We start from the raw sequence: 15,667 nt of genomic DNA, 5'->3' as shown, positions 1-15,667 counted from the left end.
GGGTTGAGACAAGCACCTGCTGCCAAGGCCTGAACGGGTGACGGCCTCAGGATAAGTCACGCTGCCTTAACAAATGATCTATCATTCTGCGTGTATTGATTGACCGACTTCGCGGAGAGCGCGAATGCGATCAGTGCTTCGTCGCTCACCTGGGCCTCGCGGACCACTTCGCGGGCGATCCGGGCTGCCAGGGCGCTCGGGCCGCTGCCGGCGCGCAGAGAGCTGACCAGCCAGCACGCCAGCTCGGTGTTGATGTAGCCGGTGGGACGCTCGCCCCAGACCGCGAAGTCGACCACGGCGGCGGTCAGGTAATCCCCGAAGGCGCCATCGGTCGCGGTCACGACCCGGTCGAGGGCGATCAGCATGTCGGCCTCGTCGCGGCTGGTGAGGCCATCCGGAAGGACGTGGCGGGTCAGCGCGACGACGTCGGCGGCGGTGATGGCGCCAGCGGCCACGATACGGTTACAGAAAACCTGCAGCGAAAGGTTGATCATGTCTTGATGCCTCCCCGGCTTTGTCTTGGCCGGTCTGTGTCCCTGTCGATGGTTTGACTATGCAGGACGGCATCGTTCAAGCAGTTAACGCCCAAATCTGAATCGACGTTCAGGTTAAAGCCTGATCACGAATGAGCCTTTCGAAAAGATGACCTTCCACACTGCGCCTCAGCGCACCACCACCTTCGCGCCGATCGGCACGCGGTCGTAGAGGTCGACGACATCGTCGTTGAGCATGCGGATGCAGCCCGAGGACACCGCCTGGCCGATCTTCTCGGGCTCGTTGGTGCCGTGGATGCGGAACAGCGTGTCCTTCTTGCCCTCGGCCAAGTACAGAGCCCGTGCGCCGATGGGGCTGGTCGGTCCGCCTTCCAGGCGCTTCGGCAGGTCGGGCCGGCGCGCCAGCATCTCGGGCGGCGGGTTCCAATCGGGCCACTCGCCCTTGCGATCGACATTGGCCGTCCCGGCCCAGGCCATGCCGGCATGGCCGACCGCCACGGGGTAGCGCACCGCCTTGCCGTCGGCCAGCACGTAGTACAGGCGCCGCTCCTTGGTGACCACGATGACCGTACCGGGGGCTTCCCGCGTCGGGTAATCTACGGTGGTGCGGGCGATCTTCGGATCGACGATCGCCGTTGGCGCCAGCTTCATCCAGGCCTTGTCGCGGGCAACGGGGTCCATCGGTGCGGCGCTGCCAGGCGCGGGTGTAACCACAGCGACTTGGACCGCCGCCGGTGCGGTGGCGATCCCCGTCGTCCGGGGGTTGCAGGCCCCAAGGGGCAGCAGGGCACCCAACAGCAGGGCGGTGGCGGGAGTGCGCATGGGTGGGGCCTGTCTTGGAAGGGCTGGTTTCGACCTGCCCACCTGTGACGCGGCCCGATCGATTCTGGGTGGATCGGGTCTTGCACAACCAGGGCCGAACGCGCATCCCAACACGACGATCGCACGCAAGATGTGATACATTGGCACCATGTGTTGCGGAAATGCCGCAGCAGAGGTTCGCCACCGGAGGGACGAACGTGACGACGCTGTATGTGAGCCATCCGTCCGCCCTCGACCATGCCATGCCCGAAGGGCATCCCGAGCGGGCCGATCGCATCCGCGCCGTCGAGCGGGCGCTGGAGGACGAGCGCTTCGCGGGATTGCTCCGCGGGCTGGCACCGAAAGCCGACGCCTCCGTTCCGGCCCTGGTCCATCCCGTCCCCTACGTCCAGGCGATCATCGAAGCGTCGCCGATGGACGGCTACGTCCAGATCGACGGCGACACCCTACTGTCGCCCGGTACCCTCGAAGCCGCGCTGCGCGGGGTCGGCGGCGCGGTCCATGCGGTCGATGCCGTGATGGCGGGCGAATGCACCAACGCCTTCGTGGCCATGCGCCCGCCGGGGCACCATGCCGAGCGCATGACCGCCATGGGGTTCTGCCTGTTCAACAACGCCGCCATCGCGGCCCGCCATGCCCGGGAGGCGTACGGGACGAGCCGGGTCGCGATCGTCGATTGGGACGTCCACCACGGCAACGGAACCCAGGACATCTTCTGGGACGACAAATCGGTGATGTATGCCTCCACCCACGAGATGCCGCTCTTCCCGGGCACGGGGGCGGCGTCCGAGCGCGGCAACCACGACACCATCGTCAACGTGCCCCTGCGCGCCGGCGACGATAGCGAGCGCTTCCGCGAGGTCTTCGAGGCCGGCATCCTGCGCCGTCTCGACGCCTTCGCGCCCGACCTCATCATCATCTCGGCTGGGTTCGATGCGCACCACCTCGACCCGCTCGGACACGTCCAGCTGACGGAAGCCGATTTCGGCTGGGCGACGCGCCGTCTGGTGGACCTCGCCGCCAAGCATTCAGGCGGCCGCGTGGTCTCCGTACTGGAGGGTGGCTACAGCCTGAAGGGACTGGGACTTTCGGTGTCGGCTCACGTCGACGCCCTGATGGGCCGGTGAAGGAGCACGCCGCCCGCTGGGGTTACGCCTGAAACTCGCAAGCACCTGGGAAACCGAAAGGTCGGGCGTAAGCCTCGCTCTTCGGCGCGTGCATTCGAGGCTTGGACCGGGTGCTTGACGCGCGAGCGTACGCTTCGCGCGCCCTATCCGTCGATGCGCTCGTCACCCAGGAACTCGATCCCGAAACCGGACAGGCCTACATAGGCGCGCGACGAGGTCGCGAGGTTGCGGATCGACGCGACGCCGAGGTCGCGCAGGATCTGCGCCCCAAGTCCGATTTCCCGCCACTGGGCCACTCGCTGGGCCTCCGAACCCTCCTCGGCGAAGGGCTTCAGGGGTACGCCGGCCGTACCGTCGCGCAGGTAGACCAGAACGCCCCGGCCTTCCTGAGCGAAGCGGCGCATCACCGCCTCGATTTGACGGCCCCCCTCGATCACGTCGGCGACCACATTGGAGCGGTGGAGCCGCACCAGCACGTCCTTGCCATCGCCGATGCGGCCATGGACGAAGGCGAATTGTTGCACGGTCTCGAACGGCGTGGTGTAGGCGTAGCCCGTCATTTCGCCGAACTCGGTCTTCACCGGGAAGGTGCTGACCCGCTCGACAAGCGTTTCGCGCGCTTGCCGGTAGGCGATCAGATCGGCCACCGAGACGCGCTTAAGCTTGTGAAGGTCTGCGAAGGCGGTGATCTGCGGGCCCTTCATCACGGTGCCGTCGTCGTTGGCGAGTTCACAGATCACGCCGACCGGCGGCAATCCGGCGAGCTTGCACAGGTCGACCGCCGCCTCGGTGTGGCCGGAGCGCATGAGCACGCCGCCATCCTTGGCGATCAGCGGGAAGACATGGCCGGGACGGACGAAATCGTCCTCGCCCATGTTGCCGTTGGCCAGCGCCCGCACGGTGTTGCAGCGCTGCTCGGCCGAGATGCCGGTGGTCAGCCCGTGCTTGGTGTCCACCGTGACCGTGAAGGCGGTGCCGAGCGGCGCGTCGTTCGAGGCCACCATCGGGTCGAGGCGAAGGCGCCGGGCCTCGGCGCGGGTCAGAGGCGCGCAGACGATGCCGCAGGTGTTGCGGATGATGAACGCCATCTTCTCCGGGGTGCAGAGCGAGGCCGCGACGACGAGATCGCCCTCGTTCTCGCGGTCGTCGTCATCGGTGACGACGACGATCTCGCCGCGGGCATAGGCCTCGATGGCCTCGGTGACTTGGGTGTGGGGCACGGGCTGTCTCTTGACGTTTCGCGGATCGGACGATGGCGGGCGCAAGCGGGATCAGTCCCGCGCGCCGACCTGCCCCCGATGGCGCAGATAGTGATCGGCGAGGACGCACGCCATCATGGCTTCGGCCACCGGTACGGCGCGAATGCCGACGCAGGGGTCGTGCCGCCCTTTGGTGATGAGGTCGACGTCGCGGTTGTCACGGGTGACGCTCATGCGCGGGGTCAGGATCGACGAGGTCGGCTTCACGGCGAAGCGGCACACGATGGGCTGTCCGGTGGAGATGCCACCGAGGACGCCGCCCGCATGGTTGGCCAGGAAGGTCGGGGCGCCGGCATTGCCGGACCGCATCTCGTCGGCATTGTCTTCGCCGCGCAGGGCCGCAGAGGCGAAGCCGTCGCCGATCTCGACGCCCTTCACGGCGTTGATCGACATCATGGCGGCGGCGAGATCCGCGTCGAGCTTGCCGTAGATCGGCGCCCCGAGTCCGGGGGGCACGCCCTCGGCCAGCACCTCGATCACGGCGCCGACCGACGAGCCGTCTTTGCGGATGCCGTCGAGATAGTCTTCGTAGAAGCTTGCCGTCTCGGGATCGGGGCAGAAAAACGGATTGGCGTTCACCGCCTCCCAATCCCAGCGCGACCGGTCGATGGCGTGTGGTCCCATCTGCACCAGGGCGGCGCGGATGGTAACGCCGGCAGGCAGAACCTTGCGGGCGACGGCGCCCGCCGCGACCCGCGCGGCGGTCTCGCGCGCCGAGGAGCGCCCGCCGCCGCGATAGTCGCGGATGCCGTACTTCGCGTCGTAGGCGTAGTCGGCGTGGCCCGGCCGGTAGCTGTCGCGGATCTCGGAATAATCCTTCGAGCGCTGGTCGGTATTCTCGATTTCGAGGGCGATCGGGGTGCCGGTGGTCAACTGGACGCCGCCGGTGCGGTCGTCGGCGAAGACGCCCGACAGAATGCGGACCTGATCGGGTTCGCGCCGCTGCGTGGTGAAGCGTGACTGCCCGGGCTTGCGCCGATCGAGTTCCGCCTGGATGTCTTCCGCCGACAGGGCCAATCCGGGCGGACAGCCATCGACCACGCAGCCGAGGGCGACCCCGTGGCTCTCGCCGAAGGTGGTGACGCGAAACAGGTGTCCGAACGTATTGTGCGACATGGCGCACCCGCTCTAGCGCGGGTTTGCCCCGAGGGCCAGCGCGGGGCCATGCGCCGGTTCGGGGACGACCGTGCGCCAGGACACGGGCCGAACCTTAAGCCTCCGGTCGTGCCAGCACGCCGCCGGTCGTTGGTGCACGGACGCCGGTGGTGGACGGGAAGGTGATCGGCAGGCCCTTCACCGAGCGCACCGCGAGATGCGCGAAGGCCTGCGCCTCGAGATAGGCCGAGGACCAGCCGATGGCGTCGGCCGTCGTGATCTCGGCGCGCAGGTGATAGTTCAGCAGGCGCACCAGTTCGCCGTTGCGGGCGCCGCCGCCGGCCACGATCCAGCGTGCGGGAATCTCGGGCGCGTGGTCGAGGGCGCGCGCCACCGCCCGCGCGGTAAAAGCGGTCAGCGTCGCCGCGCCGTCCTCGGTGGAGAGCTGGCCCGCGAGCTTGTGCGAGAACCAGTTCCGGTCGAGCGACTTCGGCGGGCGCCGGGCGAAGAACGGGTGGATCAGCAGCCAGGCGAGCAGCGGCTCGTCGGGCCGGCCGCGGGCGGCGGTGCGGCCGCCGTCGTCCAGGGGGCGGCCGGTGCGCTCGCGCATCCAGTCGTCGATCAGGGCATTGCCGGGTCCGGTGTCGAACGCGATGACGTCGCCGTTCGCCGACAGGATCGTGGCGTTGGCGACGCCGCCGATGTTCAGGATGCCCAGCGCCCCTTCGAAGCCGGAAGCGCGGGCCAGCGCCTGGTGGAACACCGGTACCAGGGGGGCTCCTTGCCCACCCGCCAGCACGTCGGCGTGGCGCAGATCCGAGACCACGGGGATGCCGAGGCGGCGGCTGAGGGCCGCGCCGTCGCCGATCTGCACGCTCATGCGCTGGTCCGGCCGGTGCACCACGGTCTGGCCGTGGAAGCCGACCACATCGATATCGGCGGCCGTGAGGCCGTTATCGGCCAGGAAGCTCTCGACCGCCTCGGCGTGGGCGGCGGTGACGAAGGCCTCGGCCTCGACAAGGCATCCCGGACGGTCCTCGCGCGCGATAACACCTTCCGCATCGATCAGCGCTTGGCGCAGCAGGGACCGATCCTCGTCCGAGTAGCCGCGATAGCCCGTGGGCCCGAGGGGTTCGAGATAGCCGTTATGGCTCACCACCACCCGCACGGTCTCGCCGTCCGTCTCGATCAGCGCGACGTCGACGCCGTCGAGGGACGTGCCGCTCATCAGTCCGATCGCGCGCATCATCGCCATGGTTTCCGCCCCGTGCCTTCCGTGTGCAGCCCTGCTAAGAGGCGCTCAGATCCCGTGCGGTGCTATCACGCGGCCTTCGACCCTGTCCCGCGCCGCGATTCCCTCGAACCGGAACTTCGCATGTCCTCCGACGCCACCCAGGTTGCTCCCGCCGCCGCGCCCTTCCAGCCGCAATCCGAGTTCCTGAAGGTCCTCACCGAGCGTGGCTACATCCACCAGGGCTCGGACCTCGCCGGCATCGACGCGGCCGCGCGCGAGGGCCGCCTGACGGCCTATGTCGGCTACGACTGCACCGCCTCGTCCCTGCATGTGGGTCACCTCCTGTCGATCATGATGCTGCACTGGCTTCAGGCCACCGGCGGCACTCCGATCACCCTGATGGGCGGCGGCACGACGCGGGTCGGCGACCCCTCGGGCCGCGACGAATCACGCAAGATCCTCACCCTGGAGCAGATCGAGGAGAACAAGGCCGGCATCCAGAAGACCTTCTCGCGGTTTCTGAACTTCGGTGACGGTGGCAATGCTGCGACGATGGTCGACAACGCCGAGTGGCTGACCAAGCTGAACTACATCGAGATGCTGCGCGACATCGGGCGCCACTTCTCGGTCAACCGCATGATGTCGATGGACAGCGTGCGCATGCGTCTGGAGCGCGATCAGGAACTGTCGTTCCTCGAATTCAACTACATGATCCTGCAATCCTACGACTTCGTCGAGCTGAATCGCCGCTACGCCTGCGTGCTTCAGATGGGCGGCTCCGACCAGTGGGGTAACATCGTCAACGGCATCGATCTCGGCCGTCGCATGGGCACGCCGCAACTCTACGGGCTGACCTGCCCGCTCCTCACCACCGCTTCGGGCGCCAAGATGGGCAAGACCGCGGCCGGCGCGGTCTGGCTGGATGCCGGGATGCTGAGCCCGTACGATTACTGGCAGTTCTGGCGCAATACCGAGGACGCCGATGTCGGCCGCTTCCTCAAGCTGTTCACGCTGCTGCCGATGGACGAGATCACGCGCCTCGAAGCCCTGCCCGGTGCCGGCATCAACGAGGCCAAGAAGGTGCTAGCCACCGAGGCCACCGCCCTGATGCATGGCCGCGAGGCTGCAGACGCCGCGGCAGAGACCGCGCGGAAGACCTTCGTGGAAGGCACGGTGGCGCAGGATTTGCCGAGCATCACGGTCTCGGCCGATCTGCTGGACGCCGGCCTCGGCGTACTCTCGGCCTTCGGGCCCGAATACGCCAAGCTTCTGCCCTCCACCAGCGAAGGCAGGCGTCAGATCAAGAGCGGGGGCCTGCGCGTCAACGATGTGCCGGTCACCGACGAACGGTCAGTGCTGCGCCACGCCGACCTGACGGCGGACGGTGTGATCAAGCTCTCGTTCGGCCGCAAGAAGCACGTGCTGGTGCGGGTGGGCTGAGGCGGGGACGTTCCGTCACCCGGACATCGTTTCGGACCAGGATACCGCCGGCAGTCCCGATGACTGCCTGCGGCCCGGACGGTGTGGCGCCCGGGATCAGGCAAACCGCTGCTGTTGGGTCCCGGAATCCGAGAGGGTATCGGTCGCCGGTTCGATCAACGAATTTTCCGCTTCGACGCGATTGCGACCCGCCCGTTTGGCGCGATAGAGGGCGGCATCGGCAACCTGCAGCAGGTCTATGAGGGTGCTGCCCGTCACCGGCGCCGCGGCACAGCCGATACTCACGGTCATGCCGGGCCGGCCCGTGGCCGGCCCGTCGGTCTCGACGCTCAAGCGAATTGCCTCGGCGAGACGGGCGCCGTCCGAGCGGGTTCCACCCGGAATCAGACAGACGAACTCCTCGCCTCCGATCCGAGCGAGGACCGGTTCGCCGAGCCTTTCGGTCGACCGCGGCTGTGTCTCGCGCAGGCTCCTGGCCGTCTGGCGCAGGAGCGCCGCGAAGCGGATCAGAGCCGCGTCACCGGCCGAATGCCCGCCGCTGTCGTTGATCCGCTTGAAATGATCGATGTCGAGCATCAGCACGGCCATGTCCCGGTGCTGTGCCGCGAGCCCCTCGGCGCAATCAAAGAACGCGCGCCGGTTCAGCAATCCGGTCAGGCTATCGGTGGTCGCCACCTTGCGCTGGCGCTCCGCTTCGTTCCCGAGTTCCAGCGTGGTCACGGCCAGGATCAGGACGATGTAGATCACCAGATACAGCATCAGCCACAGCGCCGCCCGGGTCTGGGCATGATCGAGCGGGACGACGATGTTCTCCTGGACGGCCGTGTAGGCCGTCAGTCCAAGAGAGGCGATCGAGAGCAGCCAGAGCAGAAACGCGGCAAGAACGCGGTTGGGGGTTGGCCGTACCTGATCCGGCCGCAGCATCTCCATCGACATGGCGAGGCAATAGGCCGTGAAGCCGAGGGTTGCGACGACGTAGCGAAATTGCTCGCCCGCGAAGAAGGCCGGCACCAGGCAGGCTGCCGTCCAGATCGTCGTGCCGGCCCAGATCGCGATCGGAGAATGCGATCGGTGGTGGACGAGTCGGACCGCCACCCACAGGAAGGCGAAGGTCTGAATGAAGCAGACCTGGGCGAGCCAGATCGTGACCCAGTCCGGCACGATCTGACGCAGCATGAAGAGAAGGCATCCCGCCGTCGCGCTGGTCGCCGAGGCGGCGATCCAGAGATGGATGCGGGCGGCGCGGCCGCTGACCCACAATACCCAGAAGTAGACCGCAATACCAAAGTCGATCACCGTCGTGGCGATGAGCAGAGTAGCGATGTCGAGGGTCACGTCATAGTCCGTCGTTTGTCAGAATCCTGGTCTAGAGTTTGTCAGGGATGAGTGGAAATCGGTTATCCCGATAAGACAAACGAAAACCAAAGACCCGAGAGTCTGGCTGGTTCAGAATGAACCGGACTGACTCTCGTCCCGTCTGGCTGCGGTCCTGCTACCGCTGTCTCGGACTGACTCCGTTCAGCGCTCGGTTTCGTCCATCGGCGGCCCGGCTGCGACGCCGTCGTTGCCGCCGCCGGCGCTGAACAGCTTGCGCAGAATGCCGGGTGCCAGTGCCGAGAGCGGGTTCACGCTCACATCCGGCTTGGCGAGGCGTCCCGAGACCCGGAAGTTGAGGGCGAAAAGCCCTTCGTTTCGGCCGCCGCCGAGGAGTTGGCCGAGGATCGGCAGTTGCGAGACGACGTTGTTGAGGCCGTAGAGCGGTACGAACGTGCCGTTGATGTCGGTGCGTTCCTTGGCGGTGTCGAGGTAACCCGTCATGGTGAAGCCCATGGCGGGATTCGAGATCGCCGCATCGCTGATGTCGATCCGGCTCCCCGTACGGGTGAAGATCGCCCGAAGCCGGTCGAATTCCACGTCGTTCCCGGCGTTCTGGACCACGTATTTCCGGCCGCGCGCATCGGTGACCTCGCTGGTCGCCGGTCCTTGGGCCATGATGCTCGACAGCGCGGGCTCGTTGCGCAGGATGAAGTTGCGGATCTGGACCGAGCCCGGCTGCGGCCCGTCGTTCAGCGAACTGCTCATGATCAGCTTGCCGCCATACATGCGCTTGTAGATGTCGGCGAAACGGAGCGCCGAGCCGGCATCCAGCGTCTCGATGGCGATGCTCGATCCGCCGCGATCGGCATGGGTGATCTGGGCCGAGAAGGGCGCGCTGCTGAACTTTCCGAGAATGCGTCCGCTTCGGAGGTCGCGGCCGCGCAACAGGAGCTTGGCACTTGCGTTGGTCAACGCTTCTCCGTTGAAGCCGCTGACGATGGCGAGGTTGATGTCGGCGTCGATGTCTTTCGGGCTCGCCTCACGGCCGCCCTTGGCGGCCGGCCCGGTCAACCCGCGCAGGAACGGGCGCGCATCGGCCACTGCGCCCCGGACCGAGACCCGATAGGCGTTGCCGCTGGTATGGTCGACCGACAGGCGCATGTCGTCGCCGGGCGACAGCTTGAGGGCGGTCAGGTCCGCGCGTTCGAACCCGCCCTCGCCGTTCAGGCTGATGCTGCCGCGCGCCATCAGGGGGCCGGCATCGACGCTGAGATCGCGCAGATCTTGAGCGCCGTTCGCGCCCTCCACCACCGTGAAGCTGGCGCGTCCCGGCTTGCCTGCCGCCTTGGTGACGCCGGGCAGCAGGCCGTCGCTGCCGACCCGGCTCAGATCGGCCTCCACCCGGGCCGGCGCCTTGCCGGGGCCGGGCCGGCCGATCGGCATGGTGATCCGCACCGGGATGGAGCCTGAGAGCTGCGGCGCCACCGGCAGACCCTTGCGGGCGCGGAGGGCGTCGTCGAGGGCAAAGCCGATATTGACTTCACCCGGCGCGCCGGCCTTCGGCTGACGCAGGTCGACGGTCAGGGGGGTGCCCATCACCCGCCCCTCGCCCTTCAGGGAGAACGCCCCGCGCTCGCAGAGGATAGTGAAGCGTCCACCCTCGAGCCGATCCTTGCCGAAGACCTTGTCGACACCGATGTCGGACAGGGTGCCTTTGATGCCCACCGGCAGATCCGCCAAGTCGGGGATGTGCTTCAGGTCGAGGGGGAAATCAATCCGCAGGTCGGCACTGCCCTTCACCGTCGCGGGATCGAGGTCGAGGCCCGTGAGCGTCTTGAACATCTTGGTCTGGAGGAGGGAGACCAGGGCATCCGCCCCCCCGCTGAGCCGCAGCCCGATCTGCGCCGTGACCATGTCGGGGGTGATCTTCGGGATGACAAACGATCCGTCCGAGATCGACAAAATCCGGTTGTCCGGCATCTGGACATCGGCCGTGACGTTGCGGATGTTGGTCGTCTGCCCCGTGATGGTGCCGGTCACGCGTCCGCGCGTCAGCGGCGGCGATTCCGGCACGACCGTCAGGGTCGCGTCCGACACGGCGAAGTTGATGTGCACCGCATTGTCGGGCATGGGCTCGCCGCGCGTGGCGGCGGCCAGTTCGGTCCCGCTCATGTCGACGCTGATGTCGACGGCGTTGACGGTCCCGCCACGCAGATAGTCGACGAGGTAGTTGCGTGCGGGTGGCGCCACGTGTTCGGGCCACAGCCGCAGCGCCGTGCGCGCGTCGGTTGAGGCGGCGGTGATCTTCAGGGTCAGGCCGTCATCGTCGGCGGTCGTTCCGAGAGTCCCGGTGATCCGACCGGTCGCCGCCCCCGCCTTGATGGCGAAATCGTCGATGACGACGCCGCCGGCCTTACCGGTGAGGTGGGCGGAGACCGCATCGAGCGTCACCGGCTTGTCAGCCGGGTTGGCACCGCGCAGCACCGCGTCCTTGCCGGCGAGCACCAGGGTCCAGGCCGTATCCGCGCCGGACGGGGCCGCCGTCCAGGCACCGGTGAGATGGACCGCATTGCCGGCGCCGCGATAATCGAGCCCGTCGAGCTTCATCGTGCGACCGGCCTCGTCCCAGCTGAGTTCGGCTGCCAGGCTGTCGATGGTGACCGGGTTGAAGTCCTTTTCCTCGATCAAGACATTGCCGCCGCCGGTGCGGATTTCGGCCTTCATGGTTTCGATGCGACCGGCATCGATGGCGACGTCCGTCTTGGCCGAAACCTTCAGGTCGGTCTCGACCGGAAGCTTGGACTGACCCGACAGCAGCAGGAGATCGTTGATCGGCAGATCGTCGAGGGTGATCGTCCCGGTGCGCTTCGTGCCGCCCGCCTCGTGCAGGTCGCCGCCGAAGCGCCACTCGCCGTGCGGGCCGTCGATCCGCAATTCGAAGATACGGGCGTCCCGCACGGCATCGCGGCGGAACAGACCGTTGACGTGCTCGAACACGGCGCGCTGGCGGGCGTCGTCGTCGATGAGGGTGAGCCGCCCGTTGGTGATCCGCGCCCGGTCCAGGGCGCCGATCACGCCGGCCGAGTCGAGCACGACGCCGAAGATCGAGGCGACCGTGGCGGAGATCGGTGAGACGCGGCCGAGCACCGCATCGACGCTCGGGAGGGTGTGCGGCTCGACGGACCCGGCCTGGGTCGAGTCGGAAGCCGCGAAGGCGATGCTGCCGTCCCGGTGGATCAGCGCCGTCATCTGCAGGTCGCGGAACTCGATGGCGCGGGGTAGGACCGAGAGGCGCAGGAGGCTCCAGCTGTCCAGGCTGACCACGGCCTGGGGCGCACGCACCACGAGGTCGCCCTCGGGATTGTGGATGTCGAGACCGACGACCCTCAGGGCCAGCGAGTTCTCTGAATCCAGCTCGACCGCACTGTCGCTCAGCCCGACGCGCCAGCCCGGTCCGATGCTGCCGGCGATCGCGGACGCGACCCGTTCCGAGAGTCCATCGAACCGCATCGGCCCCTGCGAAAGGCGCAGGATGAGACCGCCGACGCTCAGGACTACGATGAGCCCCAGGGCTGCCACCAGCCAGAGCAAGGCGCGCCATCGCACGCCGGGCCGCGCGGATTGCACAACGTTGGCCGTTTCCTGGTCCATCAATCCTTGTGCCGCTGGATCGGAACGTCCCCCCGGGCTATCGAGCGGCTGTCCTACGGGTTTCGGCTTTCGCGGGGCTTATCAGGTCCGCGGCGACGCGTTTCCGGAGCATCGGGCTCCGTCGGGATGCAACCGCAGACGCACACTATCAATCAGCCGAAAGGAAGGCATGATGCCCCTCGCGATTGGAGATCAGGCGCCCGACTTCACCCTTGCGGGCGCCGGTGACGAAACGATCAGTCTCAGCGCCCTGAGGGGCCGCAAGGCGATCCTGTACTTCTATCCCAAGGACGACACGAGCGGGTGTACCCTGGAGGCTCAGGGCTTCAATGCTCTCGAGGGCGACTTCGCCGCCGCTGACACCATCGTGATCGGGATTTCACCGGATTCGGTGAAAAGCCACGACAAGTTCCGCGCCAAGTACGGCCTGACCTTCCCCCTCGCCTCGGACGAGAGCAAGGCGATGCTGGAAGCCTATGGGGTCTGGGTCGAGAAGAGCATGTACGGCCGCCAATATATGGGCGTCGAGCGCACCACGCTGCTCATCGACCGCGATGGCCGCGTCGCGCGGCTCTGGCCCAAGGTGAAGGTGCCGGGACATGCTGAAGAGGTGCTGGCGGCAGCGCGCGACCTCGCCTGAAGCGAAATCTCGCAACTCGTTCGCGCCAGGACGCCTTGGCGGTTCGTTAACCCTGATTCGGCAGGGTGACGTCGTGGATCAGGTCACGCGTCCCATGTCACTGTCGCCATCGTTCTCTCGAAAACCATCTCGGAAGGCGACCCCCGTCGTCCCCGGTTCCGTGCTTCGGACACGCCTCCTCGCGGGAGCGCTGGCCCTGGCCGTGGCCTGGGCCGGCGGGGCGACATACTACCTTGTCTTTCACGACGAGGTTCTGGCGCGCTTCGTCTCCCAACAGAGCGCAATCCAGTATGGATACGAGGAGCGCATCGGCGCCCTGCGCCTACAACTCGACCGGGTGACGATGGAGCAGGCCGCCGCGCGGGACGGTATCACCCAGCGCCTGGCCGAACTCGTCCGCCGTCAGGCCGCGATGGAAGCCCGTCAGGCCGCTATCGCCACTCTGGCAGGGGAACCTAGCCCGTCCCAGCCCGGCGCAGCTCCGGTCGAGGAGCGGGCTGCCGAGACATCATCGAAGCCGGCCAACGGATCGAAGCCCTATCCCACTCCCGACACGCTGCAACTTCGTACCCAGGACGACCTCGCACCCGGGCGCCAGTCCGCCGGGGCCGTGGAGGGACGGCTCGCCTCGCTGGAGCAGCGCCTCGACGGACTCGCCGAAGCGCAATCCCGCGTGCTCAACCGCATCGGCCTGCGGGCCGGCCAGGGCGCCCAGCGCCTTCGCGGTCTCGTCGTCCGGCTCGGGCTGGACCCTGCGCGCTTCGAACGCGAGTCCACCGGCGGCATCGGCGGCCCCCTAGTTCCGCTCAATCCCGACGCGTTTGGCCTTTCCTTGGCTCAAGCCCAGCGCTCGCTGGCCGACGAGGCGCGCCTCCGTCGCATCGCGGCCACGCTGCCGGTGCGCCGTCCCCTGTCGGGGGAGATCAGCCTGTCGAGCAATTTCGGAGGGCGGCTCGATCCGTTCACCCGCAGCTACGCCATGCACACCGGCATGGACCTGCGGGCGGAGACCGGCGAGCCGGCCCGTGCCACCGCGGCCGGACGCGTCACGCTGGCGGATTACAACGGCGGTTACGGCAACATGGTGGAGGTCGATCACGGCCATGGCCTAATCACCCGTTACGCCCACCTCTCGGCCTTCAACGTGGTGCCGGGGCAGTGGGTCGAACCCGGAGCGATCGTCGGACGCGTCGGATCGACCGGGCGCTCGACCGGCAGTCACCTGCATTACGAGACCCGGATCGACGGTGAGCCCGTCGATCCGATCCGCTTCCTGAGGGTCGCCGAGGCGCTTTGAGAGTCGCCGCGGCGCTCCGAGAGCGCCCCTGCCCTACTCGATGTCCTCGACCACGTCGGCGCCGCCATAGACGCGTTGGGCCAGGGAGGCTTCCATGAATGGATCGAGGGAGCCATCCAGCACCGCGTCGGGATCGGTCGATTGCGTGCCGGTCCGCAGGTCCTTTACCAGTTGGTACGGTTGCAGCACGTAGCTTCGGATCTGGTGACCCCAGCCAATGTCGGTCTTGGCGGCGGCCTCGGCGCTGGCCTTCTCCTCCCGCTTCTTCAACTCGGCCTCGTACATGCGGGCGCGCAGCATGTTCCAGGCGGTCGCCCGGTTCTTGTGCTGCGAGCGCTCCTGCTGGCACGCCACCACGATACCCGTCGGAATGTGCGTGATGCGCACTGCCGAATCGGTGGTGTTGACGTGCTGGCCACCGGCACCGGACGACCGGTAGGTATCGATGCGGCAGTCGGATTCCTTGATCTCGATCTCAATCCGGTCGTCGATGACCGGATAGACCCAGACGCTGGCAAAGCTGGTGTGCCGCCTTGCGCTCGAATCGTAGGGTGAGATCCGCACCAGCCGATGGACGCCCGACTCGGTCTTGAGCCAGCCATAGGCATTGTGGCCCTTGATCAGGAGCGTCGCACCCTTGATCCCGGCCTCGTCGCCATCCGACCACTCGACGATCTCGACCTTGTACTTCCGGCGTTCGGCCCAGCGTCCATACATGCGCTGGAGCATGTTGGCCCAGTCCTGGCTCTCGGTGCCGCCGGCGCCCGAATGCACTTCGAGGTAGGTGTCGAAGCCGTCGGCTTCGCCGGAGAGCAGAGTCTCGATCTGGCGGCGCGCGGCCTCCTTCTCGACGGCGCGCACGCCGGCCTCACCTTCCTGAATGGTGGCTTCGTCTCCCTCCATCTCGCCGAGTTCGATCAGCGTATGGGCGTCCTCGAGGTCTTGGGACAGCTTCTTGATCGCGTTGACCGCATCATCGAGCTGGGTGCGCTCGCGCATCACCTTCTGGGCCGCCTCGGCGTCGTTCCAGAGTTCGGGGTTCTCGGAAGCTGCGTTCAGCTCCGCGAGACGTTTTTCGACGGTATCCCAGTCAAAGATGCCTCCTCAGCAGTCCGATCGACTGCTTGGCGGCATCCGAGAGTTGTTCGATCTCGGCGCGCATCTGGTGTTTCGGGCTCGTATTTGGGGATGTGGGATCGGGTGATACCGGGCGGACCGGATGGTGTAAACGGCGCGTGCCGAAACCTTGGGTCTGGCGTCTCCTGGGCGAACGGCATCACCGGAATCGAAC

At 67.2% G+C, this 15,667-nt stretch carries 12 protein-coding genes; 4 read left to right on the top strand and 8 right to left on the bottom strand.

The window, feature by feature from the left end; translation table 11 throughout:
- Positions 1-56: 56 nt before the first annotated feature.
- Together ACV7NL_RS10705 and ACV7NL_RS10700 are read right to left on the bottom strand one after the other, a co-directional pair.
- Positions 57-494 (bottom strand): hypothetical protein, encoded by a 438-nt coding sequence (locus tag ACV7NL_RS10705; RefSeq protein WP_463355637.1) that lies wholly within the window; start codon positions 492-494, stop codon positions 57-59.
- 168 nt (positions 495-662) lie between these two features.
- Positions 663-1,316 (bottom strand): L,D-transpeptidase, encoded by a 654-nt coding sequence (locus tag ACV7NL_RS10700; protein WP_463355636.1) that lies wholly within the window; start codon positions 1,314-1,316, stop codon positions 663-665.
- A 197-nt stretch (positions 1,317-1,513) separates the two neighbouring features.
- Between ACV7NL_RS10700 and ACV7NL_RS10695 the strand changes: the two genes are divergently transcribed.
- A complete protein-coding gene (locus tag ACV7NL_RS10695; protein ID WP_463355635.1) occupies positions 1,514-2,443 on the top strand; it encodes a histone deacetylase family protein in 930 nt (309 codons plus the stop codon).
- Positions 2,444-2,586: 143 nt separating this feature from the next.
- On the opposite strand, the gene ribB is transcribed toward ACV7NL_RS10695, so the two are convergent.
- From ribB to ACV7NL_RS10680, 3 genes are all read right to left on the bottom strand, one after another.
- Entirely contained in the window at positions 2,587-3,663 is a 1,077-nt protein-coding gene (gene ribB / locus ACV7NL_RS10690; protein ID WP_247634931.1) for a 3,4-dihydroxy-2-butanone-4-phosphate synthase, read from the bottom strand.
- 51 nt (positions 3,664-3,714) lie between these two features.
- Positions 3,715-4,818 (bottom strand): chorismate synthase, encoded by a 1,104-nt coding sequence (aroC, locus tag ACV7NL_RS10685; RefSeq protein ID WP_463355634.1) that lies wholly within the window; start codon positions 4,816-4,818, stop codon positions 3,715-3,717.
- Between the two features lie 94 nt (positions 4,819-4,912).
- Positions 4,913-6,052, bottom strand: coding sequence for an anhydro-N-acetylmuramic acid kinase (locus ACV7NL_RS10680; RefSeq protein WP_463355633.1), 1,140 nt, complete (start codon positions 6,050-6,052; stop codon positions 4,913-4,915).
- A gap of 120 nt (positions 6,053-6,172) precedes the next feature.
- Here ACV7NL_RS10680 and tyrS point away from each other — a divergent pair, with 120 nt between their 5' ends.
- On the top strand, positions 6,173-7,471 hold the full coding sequence (tyrS, locus tag ACV7NL_RS10675) for a tyrosine--tRNA ligase (RefSeq protein ID WP_463355632.1): 1,299 nt from the start codon (positions 6,173-6,175) through the stop codon (positions 7,469-7,471).
- Positions 7,472-7,567: 96 nt separating this feature from the next.
- On the opposite strand, the gene ACV7NL_RS10670 is transcribed toward tyrS, so the two are convergent.
- The gene (locus tag ACV7NL_RS10670; RefSeq protein WP_463355631.1) at positions 7,568-8,806 is read right to left on the bottom strand and encodes a GGDEF domain-containing protein; all 1,239 of its coding nucleotides are present in this window, start codon (positions 8,804-8,806) and stop codon (positions 7,568-7,570) included.
- Between the two features lie 183 nt (positions 8,807-8,989).
- Positions 8,990-12,439 (bottom strand): YhdP family protein, encoded by a 3,450-nt coding sequence (locus ACV7NL_RS10665; RefSeq protein ID WP_463355630.1) that lies wholly within the window; start codon positions 12,437-12,439, stop codon positions 8,990-8,992.
- 172 nt (positions 12,440-12,611) lie between these two features.
- Between ACV7NL_RS10665 and ACV7NL_RS10660 the strand changes: the two genes are divergently transcribed.
- Together ACV7NL_RS10660 and ACV7NL_RS10655 are read left to right on the top strand one after the other, a co-directional pair.
- The gene (locus ACV7NL_RS10660; RefSeq protein ID WP_463357103.1) at positions 12,612-13,079 is read left to right on the top strand and encodes a peroxiredoxin; all 468 of its coding nucleotides are present in this window, start codon (positions 12,612-12,614) and stop codon (positions 13,077-13,079) included.
- A 94-nt stretch (positions 13,080-13,173) separates the two neighbouring features.
- Positions 13,174-14,376: a M23 family metallopeptidase gene (locus ACV7NL_RS10655; RefSeq protein WP_463355629.1), complete on the top strand. Its 1,203-nt coding sequence runs from the start codon at positions 13,174-13,176 to the stop codon at positions 14,374-14,376.
- A 33-nt stretch (positions 14,377-14,409) separates the two neighbouring features.
- Here the strand turns inward: ACV7NL_RS10655 and prfB are convergent.
- Positions 14,410-15,538 (bottom strand): peptide chain release factor 2 gene (gene prfB, locus ACV7NL_RS10650; protein WP_156375915.1). Its coding sequence is split into 2 segments (ribosomal slippage): positions 14,410-15,468 and positions 15,470-15,538, totalling 1,128 coding nucleotides; the frame shifts between segments, so codons are not numbered across the junction.
- Positions 15,539-15,667: the final 129 nt, after the last annotated feature.

The organism is Methylobacterium sp. Ger2507, from assembly GCF_055231875.1.
The sequence above is the reverse complement of the archived record's forward strand: the minus strand, read 5'-3'. Positions and strand labels throughout refer to the sequence as shown.

Coding starts and splice junctions, on each gene's coding strand:
- ACV7NL_RS10705 (WP_463355637.1), bottom strand. CDS start 494: ATGATCAACCTTTCGCTGCAGGTTTTCTGTAACCGTATCGTGGCCGCT.
- ACV7NL_RS10700 (WP_463355636.1), bottom strand. CDS start 1,316: ATGCGCACTCCCGCCACCGCCCTGCTGTTGGGTGCCCTGCTGCCCCTT.
- aroC (WP_463355634.1), bottom strand. CDS start 4,818: ATGTCGCACAATACGTTCGGACACCTGTTTCGCGTCACCACCTTCGGC.
- ACV7NL_RS10680 (WP_463355633.1), bottom strand. CDS start 6,052: ATGGCGATGATGCGCGCGATCGGACTGATGAGCGGCACGTCCCTCGAC.
- tyrS (WP_463355632.1), top strand. CDS start 6,173: ATGTCCTCCGACGCCACCCAGGTTGCTCCCGCCGCCGCGCCCTTCCAG.
- ACV7NL_RS10665 (WP_463355630.1), bottom strand. CDS start 12,439: ATGGACCAGGAAACGGCCAACGTTGTGCAATCCGCGCGGCCCGGCGTG.
- ACV7NL_RS10660 (WP_463357103.1), top strand. CDS start 12,612: ATGCCCCTCGCGATTGGAGATCAGGCGCCCGACTTCACCCTTGCGGGC.
- ACV7NL_RS10655 (WP_463355629.1), top strand. CDS start 13,174: ATGTCACTGTCGCCATCGTTCTCTCGAAAACCATCTCGGAAGGCGACC.